The sequence below is a fragment of the Mesorhizobium quangtriensis genome, assembly GCF_040081925.1.
Classification (GTDB): Bacteria; Pseudomonadota; Alphaproteobacteria; order Rhizobiales; family Rhizobiaceae; genus Mesorhizobium_K; species Mesorhizobium_K quangtriensis.
The window spans coordinates 63061-78269 of record NZ_JBEBMF010000002.1 but is presented as its reverse complement, the minus strand read 5'-3'; the positions used below and the strand labels follow the sequence as shown (position 1 = coordinate 78269).

The 15209-nt window shown below is 61.6% G+C and carries 18 protein-coding genes; 12 read left to right on the top strand and 6 right to left on the bottom strand.

Features of this window, described 5'->3' with window-relative positions; translation table 11 throughout:
- Window positions 1–3: 3 nt before the first annotated feature.
- Window positions 4–936 (bottom strand): N-acetyl-gamma-glutamyl-phosphate reductase, encoded by a 933-nt coding sequence (gene argC, locus ABMA32_RS09000; protein WP_349013444.1) that lies wholly within the window; start codon window positions 934–936, stop codon window positions 4–6.
- Window positions 937–965: 29 nt separating this feature from the next.
- The gene (gene speB, locus ABMA32_RS08995; RefSeq protein WP_349013443.1) at window positions 966–1955 is read right to left on the bottom strand and encodes an agmatinase; all 990 of its coding nucleotides are present in this window, start codon (window positions 1953–1955) and stop codon (window positions 966–968) included.
- A gap of 915 nt (window positions 1956–2870) precedes the next feature.
- On the opposite strand from speB, the gene ABMA32_RS08990 reads away from it, so the two are divergent.
- Window positions 2871–3233: a hypothetical protein gene (locus ABMA32_RS08990; protein ID WP_349013442.1), complete on the top strand. Its 363-nt coding sequence runs from the start codon at window positions 2871–2873 to the stop codon at window positions 3231–3233.
- 57 nt (window positions 3234–3290) lie between these two features.
- On the opposite strand, the gene rpsI is transcribed toward ABMA32_RS08990, so the two are convergent.
- Both rpsI and rplM read right to left on the bottom strand, forming a co-directional pair.
- A complete protein-coding gene (rpsI, locus tag ABMA32_RS08985; protein WP_349013441.1) occupies window positions 3291–3761 on the bottom strand; it encodes a 30S ribosomal protein S9 in 471 nt (156 codons plus the stop codon).
- Window position 3762: 1 nt separating this feature from the next.
- Window positions 3763–4227, bottom strand: coding sequence for a 50S ribosomal protein L13 (gene rplM / locus ABMA32_RS08980; protein WP_349013440.1), 465 nt, complete (start codon window positions 4225–4227; stop codon window positions 3763–3765).
- A gap of 340 nt (window positions 4228–4567) precedes the next feature.
- Here rplM and ABMA32_RS08975 point away from each other — a divergent pair, with 340 nt between their 5' ends.
- From ABMA32_RS08975 to ABMA32_RS08950, 6 genes are all read left to right on the top strand, one after another.
- Window positions 4568–5074: an OsmC family protein gene (locus ABMA32_RS08975; protein ID WP_349013439.1), complete on the top strand. Its 507-nt coding sequence runs from the start codon at window positions 4568–4570 to the stop codon at window positions 5072–5074.
- A 120-nt stretch (window positions 5075–5194) separates the two neighbouring features.
- The gene (locus ABMA32_RS08970; RefSeq protein ID WP_349013438.1) at window positions 5195–6010 is read left to right on the top strand and encodes an enoyl-CoA hydratase; all 816 of its coding nucleotides are present in this window, start codon (window positions 5195–5197) and stop codon (window positions 6008–6010) included.
- A 42-nt stretch (window positions 6011–6052) separates the two neighbouring features.
- Complete coding sequence (locus tag ABMA32_RS08965) at window positions 6053–6850, top strand: AAA family ATPase (RefSeq protein ID WP_349013437.1); 798 nt, start codon at window positions 6053–6055, stop codon at window positions 6848–6850.
- Window positions 6851–6882: 32 nt separating this feature from the next.
- Window positions 6883–7404 carry a CoA-binding protein gene (locus ABMA32_RS08960; RefSeq protein ID WP_349013436.1) on the top strand — a complete coding sequence of 174 codons (522 nt, stop codon included), beginning with the start codon at window positions 6883–6885 and terminating at the stop codon, window positions 7402–7404.
- Between the two features lie 151 nt (window positions 7405–7555).
- Window positions 7556–8839 (top strand): O-acetylhomoserine aminocarboxypropyltransferase, encoded by a 1284-nt coding sequence (locus ABMA32_RS08955; RefSeq protein WP_349013435.1) that lies wholly within the window; start codon window positions 7556–7558, stop codon window positions 8837–8839.
- Between the two features lie 63 nt (window positions 8840–8902).
- The gene (locus ABMA32_RS08950; RefSeq protein WP_349013434.1) at window positions 8903–9247 is read left to right on the top strand and encodes a cupin domain-containing protein; all 345 of its coding nucleotides are present in this window, start codon (window positions 8903–8905) and stop codon (window positions 9245–9247) included.
- Between the two features lie 38 nt (window positions 9248–9285).
- On the opposite strand, the gene ABMA32_RS08945 is transcribed toward ABMA32_RS08950, so the two are convergent.
- On the bottom strand, window positions 9286–9978 hold the full coding sequence (locus ABMA32_RS08945; RefSeq protein ID WP_349014692.1) for a winged helix-turn-helix transcriptional regulator: 693 nt from the start codon (window positions 9976–9978) through the stop codon (window positions 9286–9288).
- A 170-nt stretch (window positions 9979–10148) separates the two neighbouring features.
- Here ABMA32_RS08945 and ABMA32_RS08940 point away from each other — a divergent pair, with 170 nt between their 5' ends.
- From ABMA32_RS08940 to ABMA32_RS08930, 3 genes are all read left to right on the top strand, one after another.
- Window positions 10149–10421 (top strand): DUF4242 domain-containing protein, encoded by a 273-nt coding sequence (locus tag ABMA32_RS08940; RefSeq protein WP_349013433.1) that lies wholly within the window; start codon window positions 10149–10151, stop codon window positions 10419–10421.
- Window positions 10422–10600: 179 nt separating this feature from the next.
- The gene (locus ABMA32_RS08935) at window positions 10601–11230 is read left to right on the top strand and encodes a TetR/AcrR family transcriptional regulator (RefSeq protein WP_349013432.1); all 630 of its coding nucleotides are present in this window, start codon (window positions 10601–10603) and stop codon (window positions 11228–11230) included.
- Window positions 11227–11709: a quercetin 2,3-dioxygenase gene (locus ABMA32_RS08930; RefSeq protein WP_349013431.1), complete on the top strand. Its 483-nt coding sequence runs from the start codon at window positions 11227–11229 to the stop codon at window positions 11707–11709. The genes ABMA32_RS08935 and ABMA32_RS08930 overlap by 4 nt, the downstream gene beginning before the upstream one ends.
- A gap of 8 nt (window positions 11710–11717) precedes the next feature.
- Here the strand turns inward: ABMA32_RS08930 and ABMA32_RS08925 are convergent, their stop codons facing one another.
- On the bottom strand, window positions 11718–12965 hold the full coding sequence (locus ABMA32_RS08925; protein WP_349013430.1) for a cytochrome P450: 1248 nt from the start codon (window positions 12963–12965) through the stop codon (window positions 11718–11720).
- Between the two features lie 85 nt (window positions 12966–13050).
- Here ABMA32_RS08925 and ABMA32_RS08920 point away from each other — a divergent pair, with 85 nt between their 5' ends.
- Window positions 13051–14151, top strand: a complete 1101-nt coding sequence (locus ABMA32_RS08920) for an NAD(P)/FAD-dependent oxidoreductase (protein WP_349013429.1) — start codon at window positions 13051–13053, stop codon at window positions 14149–14151.
- 163 nt (window positions 14152–14314) lie between these two features.
- A complete protein-coding gene (locus tag ABMA32_RS08915; protein WP_349013428.1) occupies window positions 14315–14947 on the top strand; it encodes an ATP-dependent Clp protease proteolytic subunit in 633 nt (210 codons plus the stop codon).
- Window positions 14948–15209: the final 262 nt, after the last annotated feature.

The following is a 15209-nucleotide window of genomic DNA, read 5'->3' as shown; positions in this document are numbered from 1 at the left end:
TTGTCAGCGCGTCAGCCCCAGCATGATGTCCATGTTCTGGACCGCCGCGCCGGACGCGCCCTTGCCGAGGTTGTCGTACACGGCGACGAGTGCGGCCTGCGCGCGTTTGTCGTTGGCGAAGACGTGCAGCCGCATGCGGTTGGTGTCGTTGTAGCTCTCGGGGTTCAGTTCCGGCGTACGCTCGGTCGCCGCGAAGGGTGCGACCTCGACCACCGAGTTTTCCAGTCCAGAATAATGATCGGCGATCGCGGCGTGGAGTTCGGCTCCGGTCGGCACGCGGCTCAGGGCGCCGAGCTGGAGTGGAACGACAGTGACCATGCCTTGCGCAAAATCGCCGACGACCGGCTGCATGAGTGGGTCGCGCGACAGGCCAGCGTAGAGCTTCAGTTCCGGAACGTGCTTGTGCTGGAACGTCAGGCCGTAAGGCAAATATTCCGGCGCGTCGTCGCCCTTGGCCTCGTAATCCTCGACCATCTGCCGGCCGCCACCGGAGTAGCCGGAGATGCCGTGCATCGTGACGGGGAAATCGGCGGGCAGCAGGCCAGCCTCGATCAAGGGACGCAGCGTTGCGATCGGGCCCTGAGGCCAGCAACCGGGATTGGCGACAAGTTTCGCATCGGCGATCTTCTTCGACTGCGCTCGATCCATTTCCGCGAAGCCGTAGGTCCAGCCGTCGGCGACACGGTGCGCGGTGGAGGCGTCGATGACGCGCGTGCCGGCGTCGCCAATCAGCGCAACGCTTTCCCTGGCGGCGTCGTCGGGCAGGCAGAGGATCGCGATGTCGGCGGCGCGCAGAAAATCGGCGCGGGCCTCCGCGTCCTTGCGGCGTTCGATCGGAATCGAAATGACCTCGATGTCGTTGCGACCGGCGAGGCGCGACCTGATCTGGAGGCCGGTCGTTCCATGCTCGCCGTCGATGAAGATTTTCGGTTTCATTTCAATCGTCTGACCTGAGAAGCTGAGAACTAGATTCCGCCGGCGTGGTTGGCGTCGTGGCCGCCGTCTTCCTGCCGCGCTTTGCGCTCGGCCAGCAGGCCGAGATATTGCATCGCCACCGTTGCGCCGGCGATCGCCGTTATATCTGCATGATCGTAGGCGGGTGCAACCTCCACGACGTCCGCTCCGACGATGTCGAGCTGCGTCAGTTGCCGGAGTACGGAGAGTATCTTTGCCGACGAGGGTCCGCCTGCGACGGGTGTGCCCGTGCCCGGTGCATAGGCGGGGTCGAGGCAGTCGATGTCGAAGGTGAGGTAGGCCTTCTTGCCGCCGGTTCGATCGATGATCGCGTAGGCGATGTCGGTTGCGCGCATCTCCTCGACCTCGTAGCCGTAGAGAATCTTGATGCCGCAATCGTCCGGCGCATGCGTGCGGATGCCGATCTGGATCGAGCGGTCGGGGTCGATGATGCCTTCCTTGACCGCGCGCGCGACAAAGGAGCCGTGGTCGATGCGCTTGCCGTCGTCATCCCATGTGTCCTGATGCGCGTCGAACTGGACGAGAGCCAGGGGGCCGTGGATGGCCGCATGGGCCTTGAGCAGGGGCCAGGTGACGAAATGATCGCCGCCGAGCGACAGCAGGAATGCGCCCGATCTCAGGAGCTTCGCCGCCTCGCGCTCGATCGTGGCCGGCGTCTTCTGGTGATTGCCGCTGTCGAGCAGGCAGTCGCCATAGTCGATCACCGACATCGTCTCGAAAAGCTGCCGATTGAACGGATATTGCGGGTCATTGTCGAAGATCGCGGCTGCGCGCCGGATCGCCTGCGGCCCGAAACGCGCGCCGGGCCGGTTGGTGACGGCCGCGTCGAAGGGGATGCCCCAGACGATTGCATCTGCGCCCTTGACGTTCTTGGTGTAGCGGCGCCGCATGAACGAAAGCGCGCCGGCATATGTCGGGTCATAGGCCCGGCCGGTGTTTTTCGTCGCTGTGAAAGCGTGATCCATCGCGGTCGCCGGCATCTGCTTCCCTCTCTGTTCGCGGGGCACCCTTATTCGACATTCTTTTCACAAATGCGACTGTTTCTTTTCGCTCACGGGCCGTATCGCCGCCTGCCGGCGGCTGGCCCTCCGCGGGGGGCGCGCCAAAAGGCGCGACGCCCGGTGTGCGCATGGCTGCGCCCTCCAAGGCAGCAGAATTGAAGCGCTGTCATGTGCCGCCGATGGTTTCCTCGTACCCTTACTCGCGAGATTCGTAGAGACGGTGGGTACTGCCAAGACCAACCGATATTCAATGATATCCAAGTTGCTTTGCCTGCACGTAGCGGTTGATAGTCTGTTGGCATGAAGCAAGCCCGCCTCAACCTCCCGCCAGCCAGTGGCTTTTCCTGCTCGGACGATGGCAGACTGCTTGCAGGCATCGGTCGTCGGGTCATTGTTGTAGACTTGGCAGCGCGACGCAGGCTTTCGTCCAGCCTTCCATTCTCTCATCCCTGTCACACGAGCTTTTCACCTGATGGAAGCAAGCTCGCGGTCAAATCGACGAGTGGTCGAATTGCGATCATCGACCCGGTGTCGGGCGAGATCGCCCACGACTTTGCCAATGACAGCGATGGCGAAGGCTGTGCGGTCAGATTTTCGCCGGACGGTCGCGAACTTGTGGATGGCTCGTGGTGCGGCGATCTCATCGTTCGCAGCACGTCAGGTCATGCGGGCAAGCGTCTCTCTTTCCCCGACGGATTGATAACGGACGTTGTGCATGATCTGTCGAGAACTGTCTGGCTCGTCCTGCACCATCCTCGCGTGGTTGGCGACGCAGATGAGCTTCCGCCAAGCTATGTCAACCTCTGGCATTGGCCCTTTTCGGGCGCTCCGGTTCGCAGAATCAACCTCAAGTCGGTGGTCGATGCGATCTGCCTGTCCCCGGACGGAAATCTTATGGCGTTCGTCGAGGGTTTTGAGGAGAGCAGGGCGCACATCGCGCGCGTTGCGGATGGGCAGATCATTGTAAGCAGCGACCCAATCGGACGGCGGTTTCTGGGTGCAAAGCTGGCGTGGAGCAGAGACGGCAGCTTCATCGCTGCGACGATCAGGGAAGGCCAATTTCTGGAGACAGATGTCGTTCTGCTCGATGCAAGCAATCTGTCGGTAGTGGTGAAATTACCTTGCAGCCCGTTCGCGCAAGACTTGCTGTTTCTCCCGGACAACAAGTCGCTTGCCTTCGGCGGTGTCAATAATCGCATCAAGGTGATGCAACTCGACGACATGTTCCGAAACGGGCGGCCTGCAGCCTTGAACTGAAACGAAAAGGCCGCCCGGAGGCGGCCTTTCCAAAAGTCCGGTTTCCCGGAAATTCGCTTAGCGCTTCGAGAACTGGAAGCTGCGGCGGGCCTTGGCCTTGCCGTACTTCTTGCGCTCGACCACACGGCTGTCGCGGGTCAGGAAGCCGCCCTTCTTGAGCACGGAGCGCAGGCCCGGCTCGTAGTAGGTCAGCGCCTTGGAGATGCCGTGGCGCACCGCGCCGGCCTGGCCGGACAGGCCGCCGCCGATGACGGTGGCGATGACGTCGAACTGGCCGTTGCGGTTGGTCGCGACGATCGGCTGTTGCAGGATCATCTGCAGGACAGGGCGCGCGAAATAGGCCGCGAATTCCTTGTCGTTGACGATGATCTTGCCGGAGCCGGGCTTAACCCAGACGCGCGCAATGGCGTTCTTGCGCTTGCCGGTGGCGTAGGCGCGGCCCTGCTTGTCGAGCTTCTGGACATGGACCGGGGCGGCCGGCTGTGCGGCGGCGGTGCCGAGGTCGGCCAGCGAGTTCAGGTCAGCCATGTTATTTGGCCCTCTTGTTCTTGGAGTTCATCGCGGCAACGTCGAGGACCTCGGGCTGCTGGGCGACATGCGGATGTTCGGCGCCGGCGTAGACGCGCAGGTTCTTCATCTGGCGACGGCCAAGCGGGCCGCGCGGGACCATGCGCTCGACAGCCTTTTCGACGACGCGCTCGGGGAAACGACCCTCGAGCAACTGGCGCGCGGTGCGCTCCTTGATGCCGCCGGGATGGCCGGTGTGCCAGTAATAGACCTTGTCGGTGAACTTCTTGCCGGTCAGTGCGACCTTGTCGGCATTGATGATGATGACGTTGTCGCCATCATCGACATGCGGGGTGAAGGTCGGCTTGTGCTTGCCGCGGAGACGGTTGGCGACGATGGAGGCGAGACGGCCGACGACGAGACCTTCGGCGTCGATCAGCACCCACTTCTTCACCACGTCCGCAGGCTTCTGCGAAAAGGTTGCCATGGTTCTGCTTTCTGCTGGACCTTGTGCCCGAAGGCAGCAAGGCGTTTCTTGTTGCTTGGATTGGCGGCGAACCGCCAATAAGAAAACGGCGGCCAAATGGGCCGCTGCTTCGGATGCAGCTTATACGCAGGGTTGGAATTGATCGTCAAGCGGCGTAAGATTTGAATAGTATATAGATTTCAATAGCTTGATTGTGTGGTATTATTTTACCGTATAGAATTGACCGAGAATGACGTGGTTTTGGCCGCGAACTTTCGCGAGACCGAGCCTCCTGATATCTTCTCGAGGCGCAGCGCAGACATGTGATCCCTTCCGAAAGGGCGGCCAACAGCGAGGTATCATGAATCGCGACGAGAAAATCCGCGTTTCGGTCGAACGGATTTCCGACGTCTTCCGCAAGAAGCCGTCGTCGGCCTTCAATACCAAGCGGGCCACGGGTCGTATCGAGAACGGCCTTGTCTGCGAGGCTAGACAGGATGGCCACACCGCCACCATGGATATGCCTGAAGCGATCGGCGGCGACGGTTCGGCGCCGTCGCCGGGCTTCCACATCAGGGTGGGCCTCGTCGGCTGCATTGCCGTCGGCATCAAGCTCACGGCTGCGCGTGAAGGGCTCGATATCGATGCCATCGATGTCGATGTCGAGATGGACTTCGACGATGCGGCGATGATCGGCGTCAGCGACAACACCGCTGCGCCGCTGGAGACGCGCGTGACCATCAAGATCGAGAGCCGGGCGGCCTGGGAGGAGGTGACCGCAATGGTCGACCGGGCGCTGGAGCGCGACCCCTATTTCATCGCATTTCGCGATGCGCAGCCGCTGAAGACCAAAGTCTTGGCAGCCTGACATGCTTCCGCGCTGGCATCGTGGCGCAGTTCGTACGGATGGGCGCGGAGCCATGTTGCATGGATGCGCTGCAACGCCCCATATGCTAGCTGTCCGACTTAACACGGAATGGAGATTGTCATGGCCGACATCGTATCGCTGAGGCGCGATGAGCCGGAAGAGACGGTGGCGCTCGACGGTGGTGTGTTGCGGATGACGCTCTCCAATCCGCCGGCCAACTTGCTTTCGTTGGAGGTCATGCGCGACCTTCAGGCCGAACTCGACCGCGCGGCCGAAGATCCGGCGGTGCGCGTCGTTGTGATCGCTGCTGCGGGCAAGCTGTTCTGCGCCGGTCATGACCTCAAGCAGATGACGGCGCACCGTTCCGACCCCGACGGAGGCAAGGCCTATTTCGAAGAGACCTTCGATACCTGCTCGAAGCTTATGCAGTCGATCGTTCGCCACCCGAAGCCCGTCATCGCCGAGGTGGATGGCGTGGCGACGGCGGCGGGCTGTCAGCTCGTCGCGTCGTGCGATCTCGCGATCGCCTCCGACCAGGCGACGTTCGGCGTCAACGGCATCAATGTTGGGTTGTTCTGCACGACGCCTGGCGTCGCGCTGGTGCGCGGGCTGAAGCCGAAGCATGCCATGGAAATGCTGCTGACCGGCGAGATGGTTGACGCCTCGACGGCGCGGGAGTTCGGCCTCATCAACCGCGTGGTGCCGCGCGAATATCTGAGCCAAGTGGTGATGAAATATGCGAAAACCGTCGCCTCGAAGTCGCCCGAGACGCTGAGGCTCGGCAAGGAGGCCTTTTACAGGCAGGCCGAGATGGGGCTGGCAGAGGCCTACGGCTACGCCTCGCAGGTGATGGTGGAAAACCTGCTCGCTGCTGACGCGAAGGAGGGCATCGCCGCCTTTATCGAGAAGCGCAAGCCGGAGTGGAAGGGGGAATAGTGTCCGCCTGCTCCTGGAGACTTGCCACTGTCGCAAACTGAAGTGCCTCCACGTCGTTCAATCACAAGACTCAAAGCGCCCTATCTGCAAAAGGTGCTTCTCGATCCGAGCCGGATCGACGATCCGGATTTGTATCCGTGGTCCATCCCGCTGTTCAGGGACGGGGACTTCGTCGTCGACTTTACGACACCGGTAACCATCATCGTCGGCGAGAACGGCACCGGAAAATCCACGCTGCTGGAGGCGATCGGCGCGCTTGCGGGATATGACGAGGCGGGCGGCGGCAAGGGATACCGGCCTGTCGATCACTCGGCGGCGATCGACAGGAGCGGGGCGGCGCTTGGCGCAAGCCTGCGCGCGCATTGGCTGCCGAAGGTGACGTCGGGCTGGTTCTTTCGCGCCGAGAGTTTTTATTCCGTCGCCCGCTATCTCGATGAAGCGGCCCGCGAACCGCTGAGCGGCCCGCCCCCGGATTTCCTGTCGTGGTCCCATGGCGAGGGGTTCATGCGCTTCTTCGAGGAGCGGTGCAGCCGCCAGGGGCTCTACCTGTTCGACGAGCCGGAAAGCGCGCTTTCGCCGTCGCGGCAGATCGAGTTCCTGAAGCTGCTGCGACAACTGGATCGATCGGGGCACGCGCAGGTGATCGTTGCGACGCATTCGCCGCTGCTCATGGCCTGTCCGGGCGCGCGGCTGCTGCAAATCAGTCGTTACGGGCTGGAGGACGTTCGGCTTGAGGACACGGACCACTTCCGGATGATGCGTGAATTCTGCCTCGATCCCGAAGTCTTTCTCGCGGAGGCCCTGGGCGAAGAAACCGACGCGCATGACCAGATGTCTTGATGCCGCGAAGCGCGACAGCTAACAGAGCCAGCATGAATCACGACGCTTACGACGACGCCTACATCTCCGGCATCCTCAACTCGATCAAGACGATCGCCATCGTCGGCGCTTCGGCCAACGACGTGCGGCCGAGCTTTTTCGTGCTGAAATACATGCTGGCGAAGGGGTTCGACGTCTATCCCGTGAATCCCGGGCAGGCGGGCAAAGAGATCCTCGGCACCAGGTTCTACGCGCGGCTCGCCGATATCCCGGTCGCGCTCGACATGGTGGACATCTTCCGCGCGTCGGAGGCGGTGCCGGGTGTTGTGGACGAGGTGAAGCGACTGAACCCGTTGCCGAAGGTGGTCTGGATGCAGTTGACTGTGCGCCACGACGAGGCCGCGGCGCGCGCCGAAGCGGCGGGCATCAAGGTGGTGATGAACCGCTGCCCGAAAATCGAATACGGCCGGCTTTCGGGCGAGATCGCCTGGAACGGCGTCAATTCGCGCGTGCTATCGTCGAAGAAACCGGTGATGCGGTCAGGCTTTCAGAGTTTTGGCATCCGGCAGAAATAAGCGAAGGCCGGAACAGTTATTCCAACAAGCGCGGCGTTTGTATCCGTCCCGTTTCAACCTACAACGCGGATCGGCATTTTCTTCTTTGCATTCGGGGTTATGCTGCCGGTAAATTAGCAACGGATTTCACAAAATACCTTGGAGAGGAAAAATGTCCCAACAAGAACCGGGCTTCAATACGCTCGCCATCCACGCCGGAGCGAAGCCAGACCCGGCGACCGGCGCGCGCGCCACGCCGATCTACCAGACGACTTCCTATGTCTTCGAAGATGCGGACCATGCCGCCTCGCTTTTCGGGCTGAAGGCGTTTGGCAACATCTACACCCGCATCATGAACCCGACGCAAGCGGTGCTGGAAGAGCGCGTCGCGGCGCTCGAGGGCGGCACGGCGGCGCTGGCCGTCGCCTCCGGTCACGCGGCGCAGCTTCTGGTCGCGCATGCGCTGCTCACCGCCGGCGAGAACTTCATCGCCGCGCGCCGCCTCTATGGCGGTTCGATCAACCAGTTCGGCCACGCCTTCAAGAGCTTCAACTGGGAAGTGCGCTGGGGCGACACGCATGACCTCTCGACCTTCGAGAAGCAGATCGACGACAAGACCAAGTTCATCTTCGTCGAAAGCCTTGCCAACCCGAACGGCGAATTCGTCGACCTCAAGGCGCTTGCCGACCTCGCTCACAAGCACGGGCTGCCGCTGGTGGTCGACAACACGCTGGCCACGCCTTACCTCGTCCGGCCGATCGAGCATGGCGCGGATGTCGTCGTCCACTCGCTGACCAAGTTCATCGGCGGCCACGGCAATTCGATCGGCGGTATCATCGTAGACGGCGGCACGTTCGACTGGTCGAAGTCGGGCAAGTACCCGATGCTGTCTTCTCCGCGTCCCGAATATGGCGGGCTGGTGCTGCACGAGACGTTCGGCAACTTCGCCTTCGCGATCGCGCTGCGCGTGCTTGGCCTGCGCGATTTCGGGCCCGCGATCTCGCCTTTCAACGCCTTCCTGATCCTGACCGGGATCGAGACTCTTCCCCTGCGGATGCAGCGTCATTCGGACAACGCAAAGGCTGTCGCCGAATGGCTGTCGAAACATCCCAAGGTTTCGTGGGTTTCCCATTCCGGGCTGGCCTCGGACCCGAACAACGCCCTGCAGAAGAAGTATTCGCCAAATGGCGCTGGCGCGGTGTTCACCTTCGGTCTCAAGGGCGGTTACGATTCCGGCGTGAAGTTCGTCGAGGCGCTGGAACTGTTCTCGCACTTGGCCAATGTCGGCGACACCAAGTCGCTGGTCATCCACCCGGCCTCGACCACGCACCGCCAGCTTTCCGACGAGCAGAAGACGCTAGCCGGCGCCGGACCAGATACGGTGCGCCTGTCGGTCGGCATCGAGGACATCAAGGACATCATCGCCGATCTCGAGCAGGCGCTGGCCAAGGCCTGAGCTGCAATGCAAGATGCTAGCCCGGCAGCACCCGCTGCCGGGTTTTTCTTTTGGGAGAGGCTGATGGCGAATTTTATCGATATCGATGCCGAGACGGTCGATCCGGAATTCGGCGCGCCGGCCGAAGACCGCCTAATCTCCGGCACTCCGAGGTTCCGCACCTGGAGCCTCGACGAGGCTCGGGGCGGCCTCTACGCAGGCGTCTGGGAAGCGACCCCAGGCAAATGGCGCATCGAATATGACGAATGGGAGTTCTGCCATATCCTGTCCGGTGTCTCCGTGATTTCGGAGGATGGCGGCGAGACGCGCACTATCACGGCCGGCGACAGTTTTATCCTCAAGCCGGGCTTCAAGGGCACATGGGAAGTGCTGGAGACGACGCGGAAGGAATATGTGATCAGGCTGTAAGGTAGGGGCCGAAGTGGTGCTGCCGTCAACAAGAGGTGCTAAGACACCAATTCTTCCAACTGCCTGATCTCGTCGCGCCGCTCCTGCGTCCTTTGGTAGAACCAGCGGTCCATCGTCTCGATCAAAATCGCATCTCCGCTCATGAAAAGACGGCCCTCCTCGATTTCGCGTGAAATGCTGGTGCGGCTAAGAAGTATCGAGCAAATGGATAGGCAACTCGTTTCGATAAAGAGATCGATATCGAACCCCGGAATCACGGAACAGATTTCTACGGGAGCGCCAGGCAGTATGAGTGCCCAATAGACGCTGTATTCCGTGTCGGAATCGCTGAAATGGAATTGCATGACGATCTGGCGATCCGGAAGCTCGGCGGGGTCTATATAGTTTCGCATGTGCCACATCAGCGTCGACAGGTTTGTCGCGGCCAACGCCTCCCGGGCGTCTATATTGCATTGAGCCCATCTGCCCAGAGCTGCGAGTACCGGCTCAAGCTCTATTGCGCGTTGCGTTCTGATGTATGCTACCTGGCCGTTTGTCGGATCCTCGATGCGACGGACGAGACCCTTGGCCTCCAATTCCTTCAGTCTTTTTGACAGCAGCGCAGTGGATATGTTGCCGACCCCGCGTCGGATGCAGCTGAACCGCGTGGCGCCAGCCCACATTTCCGTCAGGATCGGTATCGTCCAACGGGGCTCCAGGATGTCGCAAGCGTGCGAAATCGGACAAATCAATCCGTAAGGCCGGAAGCTCAATTGTTGACCTCCTGTTCAACCTCATCCTGAGTGACTGGCTGCAATCAATCCAGTTCACATAATGAACCGGAGCGGTTCATTATCCAAACTGTACCCTGCGTTGCCCAGTCTGCCAGAAAGGAGCGTCATCAGATAAATAGGAGAACATGATGCAACGATTTGTAATCGAGCGGGAAATTCCAGCGGTAGGTTCATTCAATCGCGAGCAACTGCGCGATGCTTCGAAGACTTCGAACGCAGCGCTAGCTAAACTTTCCCCGCGTGTGCAGTGGGAACACTCCTATGTTTGCGGCAAAAAGACCTTCTGCCTTTATCTGGCGGAAGACGAGGCGGCTATTCGTGAGCACGCGAAGCTCAGCGGTTTTCCAGCGAGCTGCATCACTCAGGTCTTGTCGATCATCGATCCGACCACTGCGAACTAGCTTCAATCAGCGAGAAGGCGCTGCCGGAGACGCAGCTTCCCGGCAGTCGTCCTAGCAGCGATCGGTGGCCGAAAACCTCTCAGAATGAATTGGCGCCTAGCCATGGGGCCAGACGTAGTCGCGATGGGTTGCCTACGATGAAATTAAATGTATAGTTCATTCATTTAATTGGAGCGGCCATGTCGCCACGCCAGTATGTGATGAACAAGCGAGAAGCCTCGGTCGCCCGGACGAGGCAGCGCATCGTCGAGGCGACCCTGGAGCTTCACGGCCGCAAGGGTATCTTCGGGACAAGCTGGCAGGACATCGCTGCCGCTGCGGACGTCTCGATCGGCACCGTCTACAAGCACTTTCCGTCACTGGACGAATTGGTGCCGGCTTGTGGCGAACTCCTGATGGAGCGCATCTTTCCGCCATCGCCGGAAGACCTGCCGGCCATCCTTGGAGACGCGCTCGACCCTCGCGAACGTCTTCGGCGCGTGGTCCGGGAGCTTTTCAGTTTTTTCGAGCGCGGCGGCAAATACCTCGAGAGCGATCCTCGGGAGCGTGAGCTGGAGAGCATGCGCGATTTCGAGGACCAGTTGCGATCCATGGTCAGCCTGTTCGTTGGAGAGGCGCTGCGCACGATGGAGCCCTCGGAGGCAGACCTGGCTGTCGTGAGCGCACTGGCCGACCTGCCGTCGTTTCAGGCCATGGCGATTCGGGGCGTGCCGCTCGAAGATGCCGTCGCCGTTGCGGTGGGCGGTTCAATGGGATGGTTGCAGAAAGCCGCAGACGAGGATGATGTGAAGCAAGGGAGAAAGTCGTGAACAAAAACGGTAGTGTTGCAGACGTGGCCTTCGCACTTGGAGCCGAGGAGGGGGAAGCGCGTTGGTGGATGGGTTCTCTTGCCGTCATCAAGGCGACGGCCGCGCAGACCGGTGGACAGTTCACGCTTGTGGAGGTCACCGAAAACGAGGGCGAGACGCCCTTGCATGTCCATCATCGCGAAGACGAGACATTTATCGTCCTGCAAGGCGAGGTCGAGTTCGAAGTGGGCGAGAAATCCATTGTCGCCGGGCCCGGCGCTGTTGTGTTCGGACCGCGATCCGTTCCGCATCGATATGTCGTCAGGCGCGGGCCTGCAAAAATGCTCTTCCTGCTTACGCCTGGAGGTTTTGAAGGGCTGCTGAGAGAGACGAGCGAGCCGACAACGGCGTTGCGGATACCGGGACAAGGCGAGGCGGAACCGGATTTCGAAGCGCTTCCGGCAATTGCCGAGCGGTATGATTGCGAGCTGCTGGCCTGAGCCTCTGGTCAGTACCTCACGACAAGCCTTTCCAGCCCGTGGAAGTGCCATGTGTCGCGATAGCGCGGCGGCTCGGCGATGCGGATTGCGGGCAGCCGGTCGAAGAGCACTTTCAGCGCCACCTGTAGCTCCAGGCGCGCCAGCGGCGCGCCGATGCAGAAGTGGATGCCGGCGCCGAAGGAGACGTTCTTCTGGTCGGTTCGTTGCGGATTGAAGGCATCGGCGTCAGCGAAGGATTTCGGGTCGCGGTTGGCCATGCCGAGCAGGAGGCCGATCTGGTCGCCGGGTTTCACGGTCACGCCGGGGGAAACCTCGATCTCTTCGTAGGCATAGCGGGTGAAGAGGTGGAGCGGCGCGTCGAAGCGCAGGCACTCCTCGACTGTGGCGGCGACGGATTCCGGCGACCCGAAAAAGCGCCTGGGGTCGCCGCCCTGCGAAAGGATGGTGCTCACTGCATTGCCGGCCTGGTGGACGGTCGCTTCGTGGCCGGCGTTGAGCAGCAGGACGACCGAGGAGACGAGTTCGTCCTCGCTGAGCTTCTGGCCGCCCTCCTGAGCGGCGATCAGCAGCGACAGAAGATCGTCGCCGGGGGCGCTTTTTCGTTTCGCGACGTAGCTGCGCAGGAACGCCGAGAATTCCGCGGAAGCGCGGTTTGCGGTGTCCTCGATCTCACGGGTGCGGCCGTGCGTGTACATGGCGACCATCTGGTGCGACCAGTCGAGCAGTTGCGGGCCCATCTCGACCGGCACGCCGAGCATTTCGGCGATGATGGTGATCGGCAAAGGCGATGCGAAAGCCGGTAGCAGGTCGAATGGCTCGTCCTTGGGGAAGCCGTCGACCAGTTCGTTCGCCAGCGCCTCGATGCGCGGCCGCAGCCGCTCCACCTGCCGGGAAACGAAAGCGCGGTTGACCAGTGTCCGCAGCCGCGTGTGGACGGGTGGCTCCAGTTCGAGCAGCGAATGTGCCTCGATCGCATCGAAGTCGCTCAGGTGTGAGCGGTCGCGATCCGCGCCGCGGCTGTCGGGAATGCCGGTCAGGCTTTGACGGCCGAAGCGGCGGTCGCGCAGCAGGCGGTTGACGTCATCATAGCCGCCAAAGCACCAGTACCCGAACTCCTCCCAGAAAAAGGTCGATCCCTGCCCGTGGAGCCAGACATAGGCTTCGTAAGGGTTCTGGTAGAAGCCGGGCGCGCGCGGATCGAGCCGCAGGCGGCGGGTTTCGGCGTCGAAGGAGAGGTAGGCAGGTGGACGGGTCATAGCTTGCATGGTTGGTCATTACCCCGCCTTGCCAAGTGCAGGCCAGCCCGTATTGTTCGGCCAGCAAATTGCCCCGAGAGGTTTCATGAACATCATCGTCGTTGGCGCCGGCATCGCCGGCCTGTCGACCGCCTGGTCGCTGGTGAAGGCCGGCCACAGCGTGACGCTGCTGGAGCAGGGGGAGGCTATCCCCAACCCGCTTGCCGCGTCGGGCGATCACCATCGTATCATCCGACGCGCCTACCGGGCGGCGGGCGGCTACGGCAAGGTGATTGGCGAGGCCTATGACGCATGGGACGAGATGTGGGGCGATCTCGGGCAGAACCATCTCGATCCGCGCGGCTTCCTGTGCGTCTCGCTCGAAGAGGGCGACAAGATCGACGAGTATCTGGAGGGGATGGACCTCGGCCGCTGGCCTTACGACATGTATCAGCCGGCCGAAGCGGCGAAACGCTGGCCGTTCCTCGATCCCGACAGTTTCCGCTACGCATATTTTTCGAAGGATGGCGGCGCGCTGCATTGCCGGCCGATCGCCACCGGTCTTGCCGACTGGCTGCGGAAGAAGGGCGCGAACGTCTACACCGGCAGCAAGGTCGTCGATATCGACGTCGACGATGGGCGCGTCGAACTGGAGACCGGCGAGACGCTGCGGGGCGACAGGATAGTCGTCACCGCGGGCGCATGGGTGCTGGAACTTTTCCCCGAGCTCGAGGGCGAACTTAAGACCTATCGGACGGCCGTCGCCTATGTCGATCCGCCGGCCGATCTGCGCGCGGCATGGGAGGCTGCGCCAGTGATGATGACGGGCGGCAAGGCGGACGGCTACCTGATCCCGTTCACGGGTGGGGCGGGCATGAAGTTTGGGGCCAACATCCACAAGGTGCGGACCAGTGATGCCGACTGGAACCGCGAGCCGGTGGAAGGCGAGGGCGAGGCAATCAGGAACCTGTTCTCGCCACCGTTCGCGCGGATAGACGAATATCGAGTGACCGAAGTGGTCACCTGCGCCTACACATTCACCTATGACGAGACCTTCTTCGCCCACGAAAAAGGCAGGGTGCTGGTCGTCTCGGCCTGCTCCGGCCACGGCTACAAGTTCGGCGCGGCGGTCGGCAGGCGCGTGGCGGCTTCTATCGGAAACGGCGATACGGAGGGACTGAAGCGCTGGTTGCGAGCGGAGGCCTGATGTTCTCCATGGCAGGAGCCTTGCCGCGGTCGGTAAGGTTAGCGCGAGGCCGCTCTTGCACAAGGCTTGGGGGCCATCCTATCTACGGAACCAACGCTTCATTACGATTCTGCCCCCATTGCATTCGCCGGGCGCCGGAATCCCAGCCGGAAAAGGGACAACGATGAGAGACCCCGTCGAACACTACATGAACCTCGTGCCGATGGTGGTCGAGCAGACCAACCGGGGCGAGCGCGCCTACGACATCTTTTCGCGCCTGCTGAAGGAGCGCATCATCTTCATCACCGGCCCGATCGAGGACGGCATGGCGTCGCTGGTTTGCGCACAGCTCCTTTTCCTTGAGGCCGAAAACCCCAAGAAAGAGATCAATCTCTACATCAATTCGCCGGGCGGCGTCGTCACCAGCGGTCTGGCGATGTATGATACCATGCAGTTCATCAAGCCTCCGGTTGCCACGCTTTGCGTCGGGCAGGCGATGTCGGCTGGTTCGCTGCTGCTTTGCGCAGGCGCCAAGGATATGCGCTTTGCCACGCCGAACGCCTCGATCATGGTTCACCAGCCCTCCGGCGGTTATCAGGGCCAGGCGACCGATATCATGATCCATGCGCAGTGGACGGAGGCCCTGAAGCGCCGGCTGAACGAGATTTACGTCAAGCACACCGGCCAGGACTACGAGACGATCCACAACGCCATGGAGCGCGACCGCTTCATGACTGTCGAGCAGGCCCTCGAATTCGGCCTGATCGACAAGGTCATCACGTCGCGCGAGGCGATGGAAGTTCCCGCAGCCAAGTGACGCCGGAACCCCTTGCAAACCGCCTCTTCGGGGCGGTTTGGGGATATGACGTATTTTTGACGCGGCCTGCGGCATTTCGGTCACAATTAGCTGTTTCCTCCCTTGGAGGGACCGCCTACGTTAAGCCTATGTTGATTTTCGACGGCTTAGCTTTGTCGGGGCTTATTGCGAATCATTGCCGCGCCGGTCGATTGTGTGTTTCGTGTGAATGCGTATCGGGCGAGTTTGCTGGTATCAGCGGGCGTGAGCTCTATATTGCATA